We start from the raw sequence: 15035 nt of genomic DNA, 5'->3' as shown, positions 1-15035 counted from the left end.
CGTGCAACGCAGCCAGTTCCCGTGCGGTGTCCACCAGACTGGTAAGGCCTGTCTCACGCTGCTGCCGCCGGTACAGCTGAGCGTGGATGGCCAGCCCTAATCGCCTGGCGTGTTCCACCGCCTCCAGCTCGGCGCCGGTGGCACCTCGTTTTCGGGCTTCCTGTACGGGCGTATCGAGAAGATCCGCCGGTCCCGCGCTGACCAGCAACTCCAGCACGGCGAGTACGTCGGACCCCGCTCCGGACCTCTCTTGCGACACAACGGCCCCTGTTCTTGGCTGTTTTTGGACGACGTCCAGTGAGAGCACCCGAGTCTCAGGTCGCGGGATGGAATGGTCCCGCTGCGTAGCAGTCCCTCCGCGTTCGGGCGCTGAAGGGGAAACGCAGACAGGCTCGTCACTGGTTCGGTCGCGGTCGGGAGGCTCCAAGCACTGCCTGAGCCTTCCTCAACCCCCCTGTTGCAGTCCGTATTCGGCTGCCGATGGCCAGTTAACAGTGAGGACGATCGGGATATCTTGGGCAGGTCTTGCATAGTTCTTGCCTCGTTGGTCAACGGGCGCCGCTCTGCCCGACGCTTCGCCGCCACGGCCGACGGCATGACGTGTTTCATACCCCTGTGCTGAAGCGTGAGGGTCTGCCGCTTCTGCAGTATGTTAACCTGCACGTTGCTTGGGCTGACCGGCAGCCGCTCCCCGCGTGACTGGCCGGCAGCGCGCACCCAGTCCGGGGATCGTTGTGGGAGGTGCGGCACATGGCGAGGGGGCTGTGCCTGTCGTTCGCGGCCGTACTCGACGATCTGTGCCTGCGCCCCGCCGGTCGTTCCCAGCGTTACACCAACAGCGAGCTGGCCCAACTCGTCGTCGCCAACGGCGGGGACATCACCGACGGCTACATCTCCCATTTGCGTAAGGGGCACCGGGACAACCCCACGCTGCAAACCGTCCAGGACCTGGCCGCTGCGCTCGGGGTGAGCCCTGCCGTCTTCGTCGGAGGCCGCCGGGAACGGCTTGGCGACGAGCAGCCGCGCCGGTCGTTTCCGGACAAGCTGCGCCACCTGTTCCACGTGGTCCACCCTCCCGGCCGGGGGCCGTACACCCCGGAGGAGGTCGCGAATGCCATCAGTGACAACGGCAGGTACGGATCAATTTCGTCCAGTTACCTTCGCGAACTTCTCAACCCGCCACGGCAGTTGCCGCCCAACCCCCGGCTGAAGCACCTACTGGGGCTGGCCGACTTCTTCGGTCTGGCTGATGACGACGGGCCGCAGGTAGCCTACTTCCTCGACGACCACCTGGCGGCCACGATCGATGCCGAGCTCGACGACTACGCGGCCTTCAGGGACGCCGGAGTCGTGGAGTTCGTCACGAGGATGGCCATGCAAGCGCCCCGGTGGAGCCCACAGATGCGTCGCCAGGCCATTGACGCCTTCTCGTATGCCGTCGAGTCCGGCGATGGCGCCTGGGCGTTTCCACTCAGGAAAGATGGCGCTCAATGAAACAGTCGGGGTCATGAAGATCGCTTTATGGGCCATCGGAGAGATCGCCATGAACGAGCGCGAGCGCAGGGAACTCTGTGACCAGGTGGTCGGGCAGTTCAACCTCTCGCATACGGCGACCTACCGGGACGCCTGTCGGCGTGTCGGCGAGGTGATGAGCGAGCGCCTCGGCGCGCGTGTCGAGCTCAGGTTCATGCCCATGCGCAATACGCACCTCAGCGGCGCGACGGCACGGCTCGCCAACGGAACGTACGTTGTGTACTGCGCGAAGTCCCCGTCCTGGTACCACAGGCTGGGCATTCTGCTGCACGAACTCGCACACCTGCTCCTGGGGCATCAGCCCACCGCCCTCGGGCCCGGCGAGGGCCTGCGCCACTTCGCGCCGCATCTGCCGAGCAAGATGGTGCGCCTGGTCGCCGGGAGGACGACCCACACCCGGGACGAGGAACGGGAAGCCGAAGAGTTCGCCGACGAGCTCATTGAACGCCTGACCGAGCGGCAGAACCTTGTGGAGGCCGTGACCCCGACCGAGGCGAGGCCGCACGTGATGCGGATCGCGGAGGGACTGGGACCCGTCCCCAAGAAGCGCTAACCGCACGGGCTGTGCTGAGACTGCCTGCGCCGATCTTCGAGGTGACCTCTATCTCGTGCTTGTGTGCAACATCATGGCGGCCTTTCGCCGCAGCAGTATACTTGCTTGATTGGATCCCCTATCCTGCAAGCAACGCGGGCTCTGTGAGAAGTTCAGACACCCGTACCTGGCGCATCCAAGAGCCCTACCCGGGGCCCTCGCGGCTCGGTGCCTCTTACTTGTATGGGCGCGCAGCAAAGATCTGGGGGCCTCTGCCGAGGAAGATCAACAGTGGCCTTCTTGGCCAACGGCCGGGTTGAGTCCTGATGATGCCGTTGCGCCGGGGACTGGTGGGAAGGTGTGGCTGTGGCTGATGGTCCACCGCAGTCGTTTGCGGCCATTCTCGATGACTTGTGCCTGTCCCCTGTTGGCCGTGGCCAGCGGTACACCAACACGGAGCTCGCTCAGATCGTCAGCAGTCTCGGCGGTGACATCACCGACGGTTACATCTCTCATCTACGCAACGGGCACCGGGACAATCCCACCCTGCAGACGATCGAGCACCTGGCCGCTGCGCTTCAGGTGTGCCCGGCCGTCTTCGTCGGCGGCCGGAGGGAGCGCCTCGGCGACGAGCAGCCTCGGCAGTCCTTCCCAGCCAAACTGCGCCGCTTGTTCCACGCGGTCCATCCTCCTGGGCGGGGGCCGTACACCCCCGAGGAAGCCGCAAAAACGATCAGCGGGGAGGGGAAGTACGGTTCGATTTCGTCCAGTTACATCCGTGAGCTGCTGAGTCCACCGCACGGCTCCCTGCCCAACCCGCGGCTGAAGCACCTGCTGGGATTGGCAAGCCATTTCGGCCTGGCAGACGATAACGGCCCACAGGCCGCCTACTTCCTCGACGACGATCTGGCCGCCAGAATCGACACCGAGCTCGACGACTACCTGGCCCTCAGGAACGCCGGAGTCATCGAGTTCGTCACAAGGATGGCCGAGCAGGCACCGCAGTGGACCCCGCAGATGCGCCGTCAGGCCGTCGACGCCTTCATGCAGGCCATTGAGTCGGGAGACAGTACCACTTGGGCGTTCCCGCTCAAGAAGGACGGTGCTCAGTGAAAGCCTCGAGCGACGCACATCGCTGAAGACAGCCGGCACCGGAGCATGCGTCTGTGCTGCGTCGTGCCATGATTCCCCCGCAGAGCAGCTCATCGTGGTTGCTGCCGACTGCCGAGGTGGTGTCGAACAGGCACCATGTCGTCTTCGTGCCGCTCACGTTCCTGTGAAACCCCCACCTTTGGGCGAGGTGCCCGACCAGCTGAAGTCCCCGTCCGTGTTCCTCATAGCCGTTGGTCTGCTGCAGCAGGGGATCTTCGGAGGAATCGTCTTCGACCTCAATGCGTAAAGCGCCTTCGGCGTAGCGCAAAGCGAACCCGACAACCCTGCATGGGGCGTACTGAATGGCGTTGGTGACGAGCTCGCTGGCCACGATCTTGGCGGCGTCTATGAGCGATGCAAGGTTCCACCGAGTCAAGTGTTCATCCACCAGATTCCGGGCGGCTTTGGGGAGGGTCTCGATCTGGCGGCGATCGGCAGGGTTGAGGATGAAGGCGGCGTGGCGCGGAGCAACGCTCGGCGATTCCGCGCTCAAGGCACTGCTGGTGTCGGTCGAGATCATGGTGACCCCTCAGATCTAGGACAAGTTAGCTGAGCAATGCTCCGCTGGGCCCCCGCCGGACCGCCTCTGCAATGGATCACAAGCTGATCGCCTGGGTCCGCCCTCGCCGTCGAGCCGACCCGAGACTGCGCGTTTGCAGGAGAGACGGCGCCGAGCGCTGGTCCAAGGGCTGGGCGGGCTCGTGTCGTAGCGGCAGCGACGGCAGCACACTACTTCGGTGGCGGAATCCGGCTGACTTCGCCACATCAGTCCGGCGACTGTCCTAGAAGGTACCGACGGTCTGACCAAAGGACAACTGTTGTGGCGAAGTTACCGGCGAGATTGTTCGGCAGTATGAGACGTAGTGAGGTCGCCGGCCCTTCCGCCGCGGTGGTGACGGCCGTTCAGTGAACTGTCTCGCATGCCCCCGTCGGCAGGGCGGGAGTGGCGGGAAGCGGAAGGTGCTACTGGGTCTTGGTTCTGGCCGGGTTCCTGTCGACGTCGACGGCCGGCGGCCGGGTCGCCGACAGTCTCGGAGTTGGGGGGGCCGGGGCCCGCTGACGACACCTTCTGAAGGACGGACAGCAGGTCTGCCCGGAAGCCCCTGGCGGCTCGGCCGGCGATGGCTGGGTCCCGCTGGCTCATACTGATGCGCGAGATTCTGGGGCGATTTCGCTACAGCAGTTGTCCTACTGGGGGGTTGCGGCTACCTTTTTCCCTATTGCCGATACTCGTGTGGCGACACCCTTAAGATCTTGCCACGCAGGTATTCATTGCCGCGACCGCTTCCCATCCCACGACCACCCCGAAGCCGACGGCAGCAGCCGATCCTCCTTCATTTGAGAGGAACACGATGACCGGGACTGCCACATGCCGCCCCGAGCAGGGCGGTTTCGAGCTCGGCGGTCAGGGACGACGTCGCACCGTTCACGCCCTGCGCGCCGAGGGCCTCAGGATCTCCCACGGGGTGGATAGCCCCAGGCCTGGTCGGCGACAGCGTTTCAGACAAGACCACGTCAGCCCGCATCCCGGGCTGCACAAGCCCGGCTTGGGGCACTGCCAGCTCGACATGTTCGAACTCACCGGCTGCACGGGCGGGCACTGCGCACACATCAGTGTCGTACGGGGCTTCGTACCGGTCGCACGCTGCGGGCCGAGTCGGCGAGACCGCAACGGCGTAACTCCCTACTGGGAGGACCGCTTGGTTGGAAGAAGGGGGTTGGTGGCCGGGATGACGGTGGAGTTAGGGGTCCTGGGTAGCATCGAGGTGGGTGTCGACGGCCGGCTGGTCGATCTCGGCCATGCCCGGCAACGGCTGCTGCTGGCGGCCTTGCTGGTGGACGTCAACCGTGAGGTGAGCATTAGTCAGCTCGCGGAGCGGGTGTGGGGAGAGGAGCCGGCGCAGCGGGGGACGTTGTACGGCTACCTGTCGCGGCTGCGGCAGGCCTTGACCGCGGCGGAGGGTGTGGATATCGCCCGTCGCTCTGCGGGTTATGTGCTCGATGTCGATCCCGCGGTGGTGGATCTGTATCAGTTCCGCGATCTGGTGGAGCAGGCACGCAGGGCGGACGGGGATGAGCAGGCCGCGGCGTTGTTCGGGCGGGCTCTGGGGCTGTGGCGGGGGGAGGCGCTGGCCGGTGTGGGTACCCCGTGGAGCAACACGGTGCGCACGTGCCTGCATCACGAACGGCTCGCTGCCGAGCTGGACTGGGCGGATGCCCGGATGCGGCTGGGGCAGCACGGTGGTCTGCTCCCGGTCTTGCGTGCCCGGGCCGGGGAGCATCCATTGGATGAACGACTGGCGGGCCAGCTGATGCTGGCGCTGTACCGGTGCGGGCGGACCGCCGAAGCGCTGGGGCATTACCAGTACACCCGTGGGCTGCTGGTCGAGGAGTTGGGCATCGACCCGGGTCCGGCGCTCAAGCGTCTGCACCAGCAGATACTCACGGCCGATCCCGCTCTCGCCCCGGGGACGGGGGCGAGGGCCAGGTCCGCTCCGACTGCCGCGGTGTCCGTGCCGGTGCCGCGCCAGTTGCCGGCGCCGTCGGGCGTGTTCACTGGCCGGACGCGCGAGCTGGCAGCGCTCTCGGCAGCGCTGGAGGGGGAGGCCGGATCCGCGGGTAGCGTGCCCATCTCGGCGATCGGCGGCATGGAAGGGATAGGCAAGACCTGCCTGGCCTTGCACTGGGCCCATCACCATCAAGGGCTTTTCCCGGACGGGCAGTTGTATGTCAACCTGCATGGCTTCGACCCCTCAAGGGAGCCCGTGCCGCCTGCCGTGGCAGTGCGGGGCTTCCTCGACGCACTGGGTGTGGAGTCGGCGGCGGTCCCCGCCGAGCCGGCTGCCCAGGCTGCTCTGTACCGCAGCCTGGTGGCCGACAAGCGCATGCTGATGGTGCTGGACAACGCCCGGGACTCCGCTCAGACCATCCCGCTTCTGCCGGGCAGCCCCGGCTGCATGGTGCTGATCACCAGTCGGCACCAGCTTGCCGGCCTGGTGACGACCCACGGAGCCAAACTCCTCACTCTGGACACCCTGTCCGAGATCGAGGCCCGCCAGCTCCTCACCCGCCACCTCGGCGAGCACCGCCTCCGCGCCGAACCCGACGCGGTCACCGCGATACTCAAGCGCTGCGCGGGCGTACCACTGGCACTGAGCATCGCGGCCGCCCGCGCCGCCATCCAACCCGGTCTCCCCCTTGCTCACCTGGCCGAAGAACTGCCCGAAGCCGACATCACCGGGCTGGACGCACTGGCTGTCGCAGGAGCGCCCGCGGACGACCTTCGCACTGCCCTCTCCTGCCTGTGACGCCTACGCCACCCCGACTCGTCGAGTACCAGCAGATCCGCACTCTTCGCTGTGAGCAGGTCCAGGTACGGCGAACGGTCGGTGGTCTATCGGGTAGTGCTTCTTGCCCAGTGGATCCCCTCAAACATCGACACGAATTCGGTGAGCAGGAATTCATCTTCGGGCCGTGGTGGCAGGAGCCACGTCCGCCCGGGACAGTTGCCGAATTGCGGGTATGAGGGGCGGCCGTCCCGTGGACACGACAGGTCAAACGATCGCACAGTGAACCCCTCGGCCAGCAGGCTTCCGTTGCAGGGTGTCACCGGAATGTGTACGAGACGGTGGACGGCGCAACTCAGGACCGGTCCCACCGGCTTGCCCTGGACCAGGATGGACTCCAGGGCCGCCAGGCCGAGCCCCTGATTGAGGCTGAGGGTGTCCCATCGGCGTTCCCTCACCAGGAATTGCCGCGGTGGGTGATCACCAGGGCTGACCCGCCACAGGGCTAGAGAGGGAAGCAATTGGGGGCTCCGTGGGTGAATTCGTCCCGGCTGCGCTCTGTGACTACGCCCATCAAGTTCCTCTGGCGCCCCGTCTCTTCGTCCTCGCCGAACGTGCCCTGCCGCAAGGACAGGTCTCTGGCGTGCTCCACCAACTTGGTCATGGTTCACCCTCCCGCTACTGAAGAGCCGTGCCCGGAGTAGTCGTCAGCAGTTGCGTGCCAGGTGCGTCCGTAAAGCGTCGCACCGTGTGCGGCTGTCGAAATCCAGTGAACAGCGACGGTGCGCAAGGGATCTTGTGCAGGTCTTGCCCAGTTCTTGCGAGCAGATGGCAGGCCGAGGCGATCAAGTGGTCCTGCAAGGTCGCCGGGCGTCGGCACTGTCGACCACTGGGCGGGGCGGCACCGTTCTCAGAACTTTCCGCGCCACCTGGCCGACGGGCGCCGCTGGGGCACCGGCCGGTGGGGGCGCCCGCCACTCGGGCCGGATCGGGCGGCCGTGGCCCGTCCGCTGACCGAAATGCCAGGAGACTGCCTGAGCAGGTTCCCTCCACGGCGTCCAAGGCCAGATGCATGCAAGGCAGGCTCCCTCGACGGGCCATTGCTGCACCACATTCCTGCGTATAGCATGCTGCACCACATTCCCATCCACTACCGGGCGCAAGATTCGCAAGTCAGGCATCCATGGAATGCCGACGGGGAATTCTTGACACTCGGGAACGCCGGAGAGCTTCCGTGGTCTTGAATGTCGTCTTCGCCAGCAGCACCCTTATATACCTGGCCATTTTCCTGTACAAATTCAATCACTTAAGCGCCGACTGGGGCAATGCCATATTGTGGACCATGTGTATCGGCTGTCTCCTCTTCGTGATTCCCCGAGCCGCGGGTGGGCCGGCCGGCCAGCACTTCATCAATGAGATAACCGGCGTCCCCAACATTGCCATTCTGCTGATGTCAACCGTGCATAACGCAGCGTCGGCGGCATTCGTATCGCTGGCCCTATTCTGGCGCTATCCGACGCAGACGGCATGGCCCCGGGTGCGATGGATCATCGCCGCCTGCGCCCTGAACGTGGCCATCCTTGTGACACTCTTCGCCATGTTAGACGTGCCCGAGGAACGCGTAAGCCAAAATTTTGCCTCTTATTACATACCGAAACAACCTCTGCTCTTCGTCTTCTACTTGTTCTACTCCATACCAACGCTGGCGGGGTTTGTCATGTTGTCCATCTGGTGCCTCGCCTGGGCGCGCACAGAGGACTACGCCAATTTGCCACGGTTGCGGCGTGCCCTGTCCCTCTACGGCTGGGCCGGCATCTTCATGTGCGTCTTCCAAGCGGGACAGCTCGGGATCTTCATCGCGATGAAGATCAGCGCATACTCGCTGGAAAATGTGATGCAAACATTCATCATCGTGGCCGGTCAACTATCCGTTCCGATGCTCGCAGTGGCCCTTCTCGTTCCCTGGTGGGGCCCTCGCTGGGAATTTTTTCGCGACTGGACGAAGCGATGGCACGCATTTCTCGCCCTCCGATCCCTTCATCGCGCACTCCACCCTGTCGGTCCGGCCAGCGTTATCGTCGCCCAGGACAAGAAGCTCAACCCACACCACCGCGTGCGACGTATGGTGATCGAACTCAATGACTGGAGCCAGGCCCTCGCCCCCCTCTTCAACTCCACAACCCAAGAACAAGCCGAAAGCCACGGCCGGAAAGCCGGCCTTACCGGCACAAAACTCGCCGCCCTTGTCCAGGCGGTGCAACTCCACACCGCCAAACTCGCCTGGCAGCAGGGCACCCGCCCTCCCGGCAGCGGTATGGAATACCAACACGACGAAGAACCCCGAGACGGAACCGGCATCGACGAAGAAATCTCTTGGTGGATCCAGGTGGCCCGTGCTTATAAAGACCACTGCCGCGTTTCCTGAGACCGTGTCCATATGTCCGTCGGCTACGCGTCCGTAGCCGCTGGTCGTCGACATCGCTGTTTCGCCGGATACCCCTGAAATTCGAAGAGTCTGTCAAGTTTACGTTCAGGTATCAACCACTGCGCGGGCCTGCCAGAGGCCCGCGATCACCTCTTATCGTCAGGCGGGCTGACGTGATTTACGAGAGGTGAATGGCTAGTGGGACTCGAGTTCGGATTAACGCGACGGACGCTCGTCAAGCGCAGTGGCCAGGTCGTGGGGGGCGCCGGGGCCGCATGGCTGAGCGGCGGCGCGGCCGGTACGGCGGCGGGCGCTTGGGCCGCCGCCCCGGACGCCGTCCCCGTGGAGCGGATCACCGTCACCGAGGCGACCAACGCCTCGGCCGCACTCTCCTCGGACGGCCGGACCATCGTCCTCGACCTGTTGGGCCTCCTCTGGACGCTCCCCGCCACCGGCGGCGAGGCCGTCCGCCTCACCGGCATCGAGCAGGAGGCGAGCGAGCCCGACCTGTCGCCCGACGGCACGCGCATCGTCTTCCAGTCCTACGCCGACGGCAACTTCCACCTGTGGCTCATGAACGCCGACGGAACGGGCAGCCCCCGTCGCCTCACCTCCGGCACCGCCGACCACCGCGAGCCGCGCTTCTCCCCGGACGGCGAGCGGATCGCGTACGCCGGCGAGACCGACGCCGGCCGCTACGCCGTACACGTCCTGGACCTGGCCAGCGGCAAGACCCGGGTCTGGACGCAAGGTGACGGCCAGGAGGCCCAGCCGGCTTGGACCCCGGACGGCTCGGCCATCGCCTTCACCACCGGCATGGCCGACACCCCGCGGGCCATCGACCTCGTGGACGCCTCCGGCGCGCGCCGCACCCTCGCCACCGTCGCCGAAGGGCGGGTCGCCGGACCCTCCTTCTCCCCGGACGGGGCCCGACTCGCCTATGTTCACCTCACCCCGGCCCGGACCTCGCTCGTCGTCGACGGTGAGAGCGTCACCGGCCCGGGCGAGGGGGACGGGGAGGACGTCTTTCCCTTCGCCGCCCGCTGGATATCCGATGACGAGCTGCTGTACACGGCCGACGGCAGGCTGCGCCGCCGTACGCTCGGCGGCCGGGTGCGCGACATTCCGTTCGCCGGCCGGCTCACCGTGCCCCGGTTCGCCGAGCGGCCCAGCGCGCGCGACTTCGACTCCACCGCACAACGGCAGGTCAAGGGCATCCTGAGCCCGGCGCTCTCGCCGGACGGCGGCCGGGTGGCGTTCGCCGCGCTCGGCGACATCTGGACCATGCGGCGCGGCTCCGCGCCCAAGGCAGTCGTCTCCGACGGGCACCGCAACACCGCCCCCGCCTGGGCGCCGGACGGCCACGCCCTCGTCTACAGCAGCGACCGCGGCGGCACGCCCGGCCTGTGGCTGCACGACCTGGACAGCGGCGAGCAGCGGCGGCTGACCGGCCCCGAACTCAGCGCGGACGCACCCGCGTTCAGCCCGGACGGCCGCACCCTCGCGTTCGTCGGCGACGGTGCGACGCTGTACACCGTGGAGGTCGCCACCGGGAACCTCCGTAAGGTCACCGGACCGCTCAACGCCCCGGGTCGGCCCACCTTCACCGCCGACGGCCGGCGCATCGCCAGCGCTGTCCTCGTCCCGGTCACACCGCGCTTTCGCGAGGGCCGCAACCAGGTCCTCACCGTCGACCTGGACAGCGGCGAGGCCCACTACTTCGAGCCCGTCCCCGGAGTCTCGCTCGACGGCCGCATCGACAGCGGACCTGTCCACTCGCCCGACGGCACGTCCCTGGCCTGCGTCATCGGCGGCACCCTGCGGGTCGTACCCATCGACGCCGCCGGCCGCCCGAACGGACCCGCCCGGCAGGTGGGCGACGAGACCGCCGACGCCCCGAGCTGGAGCGGCGATTCGCGCTCCCTGCTCTACCTCTCCGACGGGCAGCTGCGCGTGGCCGAAGCCGCCGGCGGCAGCGCCCAGGCGGTGCCCATGCAGCTCACTTGGCGCCCGGCCAGGCCGACCGGCCGCACCGTGATCCAAGTCGGCGCCCTGTGGGACGGCACCAGCCCGCAGCTGCGCCGCGACGTCGACATCACCCTGGAGGGCAACCGCATCGCGGCCGTCACTCCGCGCGGCAGGGGCGCCTCCCTGCCCGGCGACCGGATCGTCGACGCCCTCCACCTGACCGCGATGCCCGGCCTCATCACCGTCCACGAGCACGGGCCCTGGCCCCGCAACGACACCTCCTGCCTGTGGCTCTCCTTCGGCATCACCTCCATGCGCTCCCCGGGCACCTCGCACTACGCCGCGGTGGAGGCCAAGGAGGCGGTCGAGTCCGGACGCCGCACGGGGCCGCGGATCTTCGCCGCCGGCGACCTGTTCGAGGGGTCGCGCGTCTCCTACGCCCCCGTCCGCCCCGTCACCAGCGCCGACGCGCTCCAGCGCGAGATCAGCAAGGCGAAGGCGCTCGGCCACGACGTGGTCAAGACCTACGTCCGGCTGCCCTACGCGCTCCAGCGCAAGGCGATCGAGGCCGCCCACCAGCTGGGCCTGCCCGCCACCTCCCACTTTCTGTTCGGCCCGCTCGCACTCGGCGCGGACGGCGTGGAGCACATCGGCGCCACCAGCCGCTACGGGCGCGGCCAGAAGGAGTCCTGGCTCGGCCGCTCCTACCAGGACGTCACCGAGCCCCTGATCCGCTCCGGCATCGCCTTCACCCCGACCTTGGGCCTCTTCGCGACCAACGGATCGAGCCTGCGCCCGGCGCTGTACCGGTACGCCGAGTGGGCCCTGGACGACCCGCGACTGACCAGGCTGATGGCCACCAAGGAGTACGAGGACTTCCGTACTGGGGTGAAGGCGGCGCTCGCCAAGGAGCCTACGGCCGAACTCGCCCTCGTCAGGCAGAACGGCACGACGGTCAGCCGCATGATCGACAGCGGCGCGAACGTCGTCGTCGGCACGGACAGCACGCTGGTTCCCTCAGCGGTCTATTACCACCTCAACCTCCAGGCGATGGTGCGCTACGGCGCCAGCCCGTACGAGGCCCTGCGCTGCGCCACCGTCCACGGCGCGCGGGCCCTGGGGCTGTCCGCCCACCTCGGCACCGTACAGCCGGGCAGCCTCGCCGACCTGGCCCTGGTCGAGGGCGACCCGCTCACGGACATCGCGGCGGCCGCGGCGGTCCGGCAGGTCGTCGCCGACGGGACGGTGCACAGCATCGACGGCCTCCTCGCCGAGTCCGCCGATTCCGCAGGGTCCGCAGAAGCCGCTTCGGCCCCGAAGACCGCGGCGGTGCGGAACGCCCTGCTGCCCGAGGTCCCGCAGGCGCCTGCCCGCGATGCCTACTGGTGGCATCGCGAGCAGCACCTGCCGCGCTCCTGTTGCTGATCGACGGCCGGCGGCCAGGGCCGCCCAAGTGATGCTCGCCCGGCGGTTCGGCTACGCCGATGGGGAGTTCATGGGCGGTCCGCCGCTGTTGGTGAGTTCGGGTGAAGGGGGGGACGACCGGTCGTTGTAGATGACCGTCCGTTGTGGAGGTTTCAGCGGTCTCCGGGCACCGGCTTCTTCATTGGGACCAGTTCCGTTCCGATTCCGCTCCCCACGAGGATGCGGATCTCTGTCTCCGCGTAATTCGCACCGCCCCGTTCCCTCCTGTCCAGGACCGATCCCAGCCAGCCGAGCAGGAAGCCGAGCGGGATCGAGACCAACACGGGACTGCTCAGCGGGAAGACGGCGAAGTCCCGGTCCGGCAGCAGCGCGGCCGGACTTCCCGACAGGGCGGGGGAGAGCAGCGCCAGCAGCACCGAGGAGAGCAGGCCCCCGTAGATGCTCCAGAGCGCTCCCCTGGTAGTGAAGCCCTTCCAGTACAGGTTGTAGAGCAGGGTCGGCAGGATCGCGGACGCGGCGACGGCGAAGGCCAGGCTCACCAGGAACGTGATGTTCTGGCCCTGTGCGTACATGGACAGTCCCGTCGCGGCGAGGCCGATCAGCAGCACCCCGCCTTTGGCCACCCGGAGTTCGTTCTTCTCCGACGCCCTGCCGCCCATCAGCCCGACCTGGTAAAGGTCGTGCGCCAGCGCGGTTGAGGCGGCCAGCACGATTCCGGAGACCACGGCCAGGATCGTGGTGAAGGCGACACACGAGATCACGGTGAGGAGGAACGCGCCGCCGAGGAACTCGGCCAGAAGGAGCACAGCGGAATTGCCCGTGGGGCTGTCGGCCGTGATGGTGTTCCGTCCGAGCAGCGCCACCGCGCCGAACCCCAGCACCCCGGCGAGGAGACAGAACGCCAGCGTCAGCCAGGTCGCCCACTTGACCGATCCGCGTGCCGCGCGCGCGGTGGGCACCGCGCCGAGCCGCATGAGCAGGTGTGGCAGCCCGGCGGCCCCCAGGAGAATCGCCAGTTGCAGGCTCAGCGCGTCGAGTCTGCCCACGCCGTCGTCGCCGTAGCGCACGCCGGGCTGCAGGAAGGCATCCCCCAGCCCGCTGCGGTCCGCGGCCCGGCTCAGCAGGTTGGCTGGGTTCCAGCCGCACTTCGCCATCACCAGGAGAGCCAGCAGGCCGCCCCCGCCGAGCAGCATGGCGGCCTTGACCAACTGCACGAGGGTCGTCGCCCGCATGCCGCCGATCATTACGTAGATCACCATCAGGATGCCGAGCGCCCCGACCATGACCTGGCGCGCGCCCGTTCCGTCAAAACCCAGGATGGGCGCGGCCAGTGCCCCCGCGCCGACCAGCTGGGCGACCAGGTACACCAGGGAGATGACGAGCGTGGCGAGGCCCGCTGCCAGGTGTACGGGCTGCGGGCGCAGCCGCCGCCCGAGGCTGTCGCCGATCGTGTAGCGCCCGGTGCTGTGGAACGGCTCGGCGATCAGCAGGAGCACGATCCAGGCGACGATCGGTCCCAGCAGATAGGGGAGGCCGTCGTAGCCCGTCAGCGCGATCAGGCCGGGGGAGCCGAGCAGGGTCGCGGCCGACATGTAGTCACCGAAGAGGGCGACACCGTTGCGAGCCGGTGTGAGCCGGCCGTCGCTGACGTAGAAGTCGCCCGGGGTCGCCCGGTCCGTCGTGACCCAGATGGCCAGGAACAGCGCGCTGGACACGAAGGCGGCGAAGACCACGAATACGGGGAACGAGCCGGAGTCGGCGAGGGTTGCGGCAGCGGTCATCGTGCGTCCCCCTGCTGCTCCACCCGGTTCCTCAGACGCGAGCCCTCGGGGTCGAAGTGGGCCCTGGCGTGGCGCGTGTACCACCAGACCGCCCAGACGGTGGTGCCGCACTGCAGCAGGCTCATGGCCAGGCCGATGTTCAGCGGCCCCGCGATCCGTACGCCCATGAAGGCGCGCGCCTCGCTCGCCAGCAGGGCGTTGAGCACGTAGAGGGCCACGACGGTGCCCATGACGGTGAAAACCGGGCGCCGGCGTGCCGCTCGCAGCCGCAGCAGGGCCGGATCGTCCTGAAGCTGCTCGAAGGCGGACGGAACGGGCGCTCCGTACGCGGCCGGTCGCCGGTGCGGGCGCGGCGGAGGCTCCGATCCCCGCGGCGGGGGCGCAGATCCCCGGTACGGGTCCGGTCCCCGCGACTGCTCCGGTCCCTGCCACGGCTCCGGTTCCCGCCACGGCTCCGGTCCCTGCCGCGGTTGGGATCCTCGCCACGGACCGGATCCCCCGGGCCGTGGCGGCGGGATCGCCGGGCTCACGACACCCGTCCCAGCGGCTCGGCACGAACGCCGCCGGCGGCCCCCAACTCCGGGTCGGGATACGGGGACTCGTCATCGAGCAGGGGCACGTCCCGCACGGTGCTGGTAACGGGGGAACGGCTGGACATGTAGGTGGTCTTCCTTCGGTGTCGGTGCGGCCGGGACGGAGCCGTTCACCGGTCGCTGGGGCGAGGACGGTCCCGCCGTACGGCGCCCCTTGTCGCTTCACCGTCTGCTGCGGCGCTCGGCGCGATCCTGGGTTCCGCGACAGCGGGTGGGTAGCTCCAGGGGGAGGTATGACTTCGGAGGTCTCCATTCGGAGATGGCCACGGCCGCGGTACCAGGCGAGGATGCGGGCCTGCAGTGCGTGCGTACACTTCTGGTCCGCCGGGCGGGAGACGA

10 protein-coding genes and 1 pseudogene are annotated in these 15035 nt (G+C 67.8%); 6 read left to right on the top strand and 5 right to left on the bottom strand.

Annotation, left to right across the window (positions count from 1 at the left end; genetic code table 11):
* Nucleotides 1–217, bottom strand: a pseudogene (locus tag ACTWQC_RS03165) (helix-turn-helix domain-containing protein); the annotation flags it as partial.
* A gap of 533 nt (nt 218–750) precedes the next feature.
* Between ACTWQC_RS03165 and ACTWQC_RS03160 the strand changes: the two are divergent.
* The 3 genes from ACTWQC_RS03160 (at nt 751) to ACTWQC_RS03150 (ending at nt 3178) form a co-directional block, all read left to right on the top strand.
* Nucleotides 751–1494 (top strand): helix-turn-helix domain-containing protein, encoded by a 744-nt coding sequence (locus ACTWQC_RS03160; protein ID WP_443313916.1) that lies wholly within the window; start codon nt 751–753, stop codon nt 1492–1494.
* 13 nt (nt 1495–1507) lie between these two features.
* Nucleotides 1508–2086, top strand: coding sequence for a hypothetical protein (locus ACTWQC_RS03155; RefSeq protein ID WP_443313915.1), 579 nt, complete (start codon nt 1508–1510; stop codon nt 2084–2086).
* Between the two features lie 345 nt (nt 2087–2431).
* Nucleotides 2432–3178 carry a hypothetical protein gene (locus tag ACTWQC_RS03150; protein ID WP_443313914.1) on the top strand — a complete coding sequence of 249 codons (747 nt, stop codon included), beginning with the start codon at nt 2432–2434 and terminating at the stop codon, nt 3176–3178.
* On the opposite strand, the gene ACTWQC_RS03145 is transcribed toward ACTWQC_RS03150, so the two are convergent.
* A complete protein-coding gene (locus ACTWQC_RS03145; RefSeq protein WP_443313913.1) occupies nt 3156–3737 on the bottom strand; it encodes an ATP-binding protein in 582 nt (193 codons plus the stop codon). The two genes, ACTWQC_RS03150 and ACTWQC_RS03145, sit on opposite strands and share 23 nt — an antisense overlap.
* Before the next feature lie 1210 nt (nt 3738–4947).
* Here ACTWQC_RS03145 and ACTWQC_RS03140 point away from each other — a divergent pair.
* The 3 genes from ACTWQC_RS03140 (at nt 4948) to ACTWQC_RS03130 (ending at nt 12322) form a co-directional block, all read left to right on the top strand.
* Complete coding sequence (locus ACTWQC_RS03140) at nt 4948–6525, top strand: BTAD domain-containing putative transcriptional regulator (protein ID WP_443313940.1); 1578 nt, start codon at nt 4948–4950, stop codon at nt 6523–6525.
* 1213 nt (nt 6526–7738) lie between these two features.
* A complete protein-coding gene (locus ACTWQC_RS03135; protein WP_443313912.1) occupies nt 7739–8929 on the top strand; it encodes an MAB_1171c family putative transporter in 1191 nt (396 codons plus the stop codon).
* 198 nt (nt 8930–9127) lie between these two features.
* A complete protein-coding gene (locus tag ACTWQC_RS03130) occupies nt 9128–12322 on the top strand; it encodes an amidohydrolase family protein (protein ID WP_443313911.1) in 3195 nt (1064 codons plus the stop codon).
* Between the two features lie 152 nt (nt 12323–12474).
* On the opposite strand, the gene ACTWQC_RS03125 is transcribed toward ACTWQC_RS03130, so the two are convergent.
* Genes ACTWQC_RS03125 through ACTWQC_RS03115 form a run of 3 tightly spaced genes read right to left on the bottom strand, consistent with a single transcriptional unit; the run spans nt 12475 to nt 14761 of the window.
* The gene (locus ACTWQC_RS03125; protein ID WP_443313910.1) at nt 12475–14103 is read right to left on the bottom strand and encodes a solute symporter family protein; all 1629 of its coding nucleotides are present in this window, start codon (nt 14101–14103) and stop codon (nt 12475–12477) included.
* Nucleotides 14100–14633 carry a DUF485 domain-containing protein gene (locus ACTWQC_RS03120; protein ID WP_443313909.1) on the bottom strand — a complete coding sequence of 178 codons (534 nt, stop codon included), beginning with the start codon at nt 14631–14633 and terminating at the stop codon, nt 14100–14102. Before ACTWQC_RS03120 ends, ACTWQC_RS03125 begins: the two co-directional genes overlap by 4 nt.
* Nucleotides 14630–14761, bottom strand: a complete 132-nt coding sequence (locus ACTWQC_RS03115; protein ID WP_443313908.1) for a hypothetical protein — start codon at nt 14759–14761, stop codon at nt 14630–14632. The genes ACTWQC_RS03120 and ACTWQC_RS03115 overlap by 4 nt, the downstream gene beginning before the upstream one ends.
* Nucleotides 14762–15035: the final 274 nt, after the last annotated feature.

This window comes from Streptomyces sp. 8N616 (assembly GCF_052246385.1).
Lineage (GTDB): Bacteria > Actinomycetota > Actinomycetes > Streptomycetales > Streptomycetaceae > Streptomyces.
This window is presented reverse-complemented; position numbering and strand designations above follow the sequence as displayed.

Coding starts and splice junctions, on each gene's coding strand:
- ACTWQC_RS03160 (WP_443313916.1), top strand. CDS start 751: ATGGCGAGGGGGCTGTGCCTGTCGTTCGCGGCCGTACTCGACGATCTG.
- ACTWQC_RS03155 (WP_443313915.1), top strand. CDS start 1,508: ATGAAGATCGCTTTATGGGCCATCGGAGAGATCGCCATGAACGAGCGC.
- ACTWQC_RS03145 (WP_443313913.1), bottom strand. CDS start 3,737: ATGATCTCGACCGACACCAGCAGTGCCTTGAGCGCGGAATCGCCGAGC.
- ACTWQC_RS03140 (WP_443313940.1), top strand. CDS start 4,948: ATGACGGTGGAGTTAGGGGTCCTGGGTAGCATCGAGGTGGGTGTCGAC.
- ACTWQC_RS03125 (WP_443313910.1), bottom strand. CDS start 14,103: ATGACCGCTGCCGCAACCCTCGCCGACTCCGGCTCGTTCCCCGTATTC.
- ACTWQC_RS03115 (WP_443313908.1), bottom strand. CDS start 14,761: ATGTCCAGCCGTTCCCCCGTTACCAGCACCGTGCGGGACGTGCCCCTG.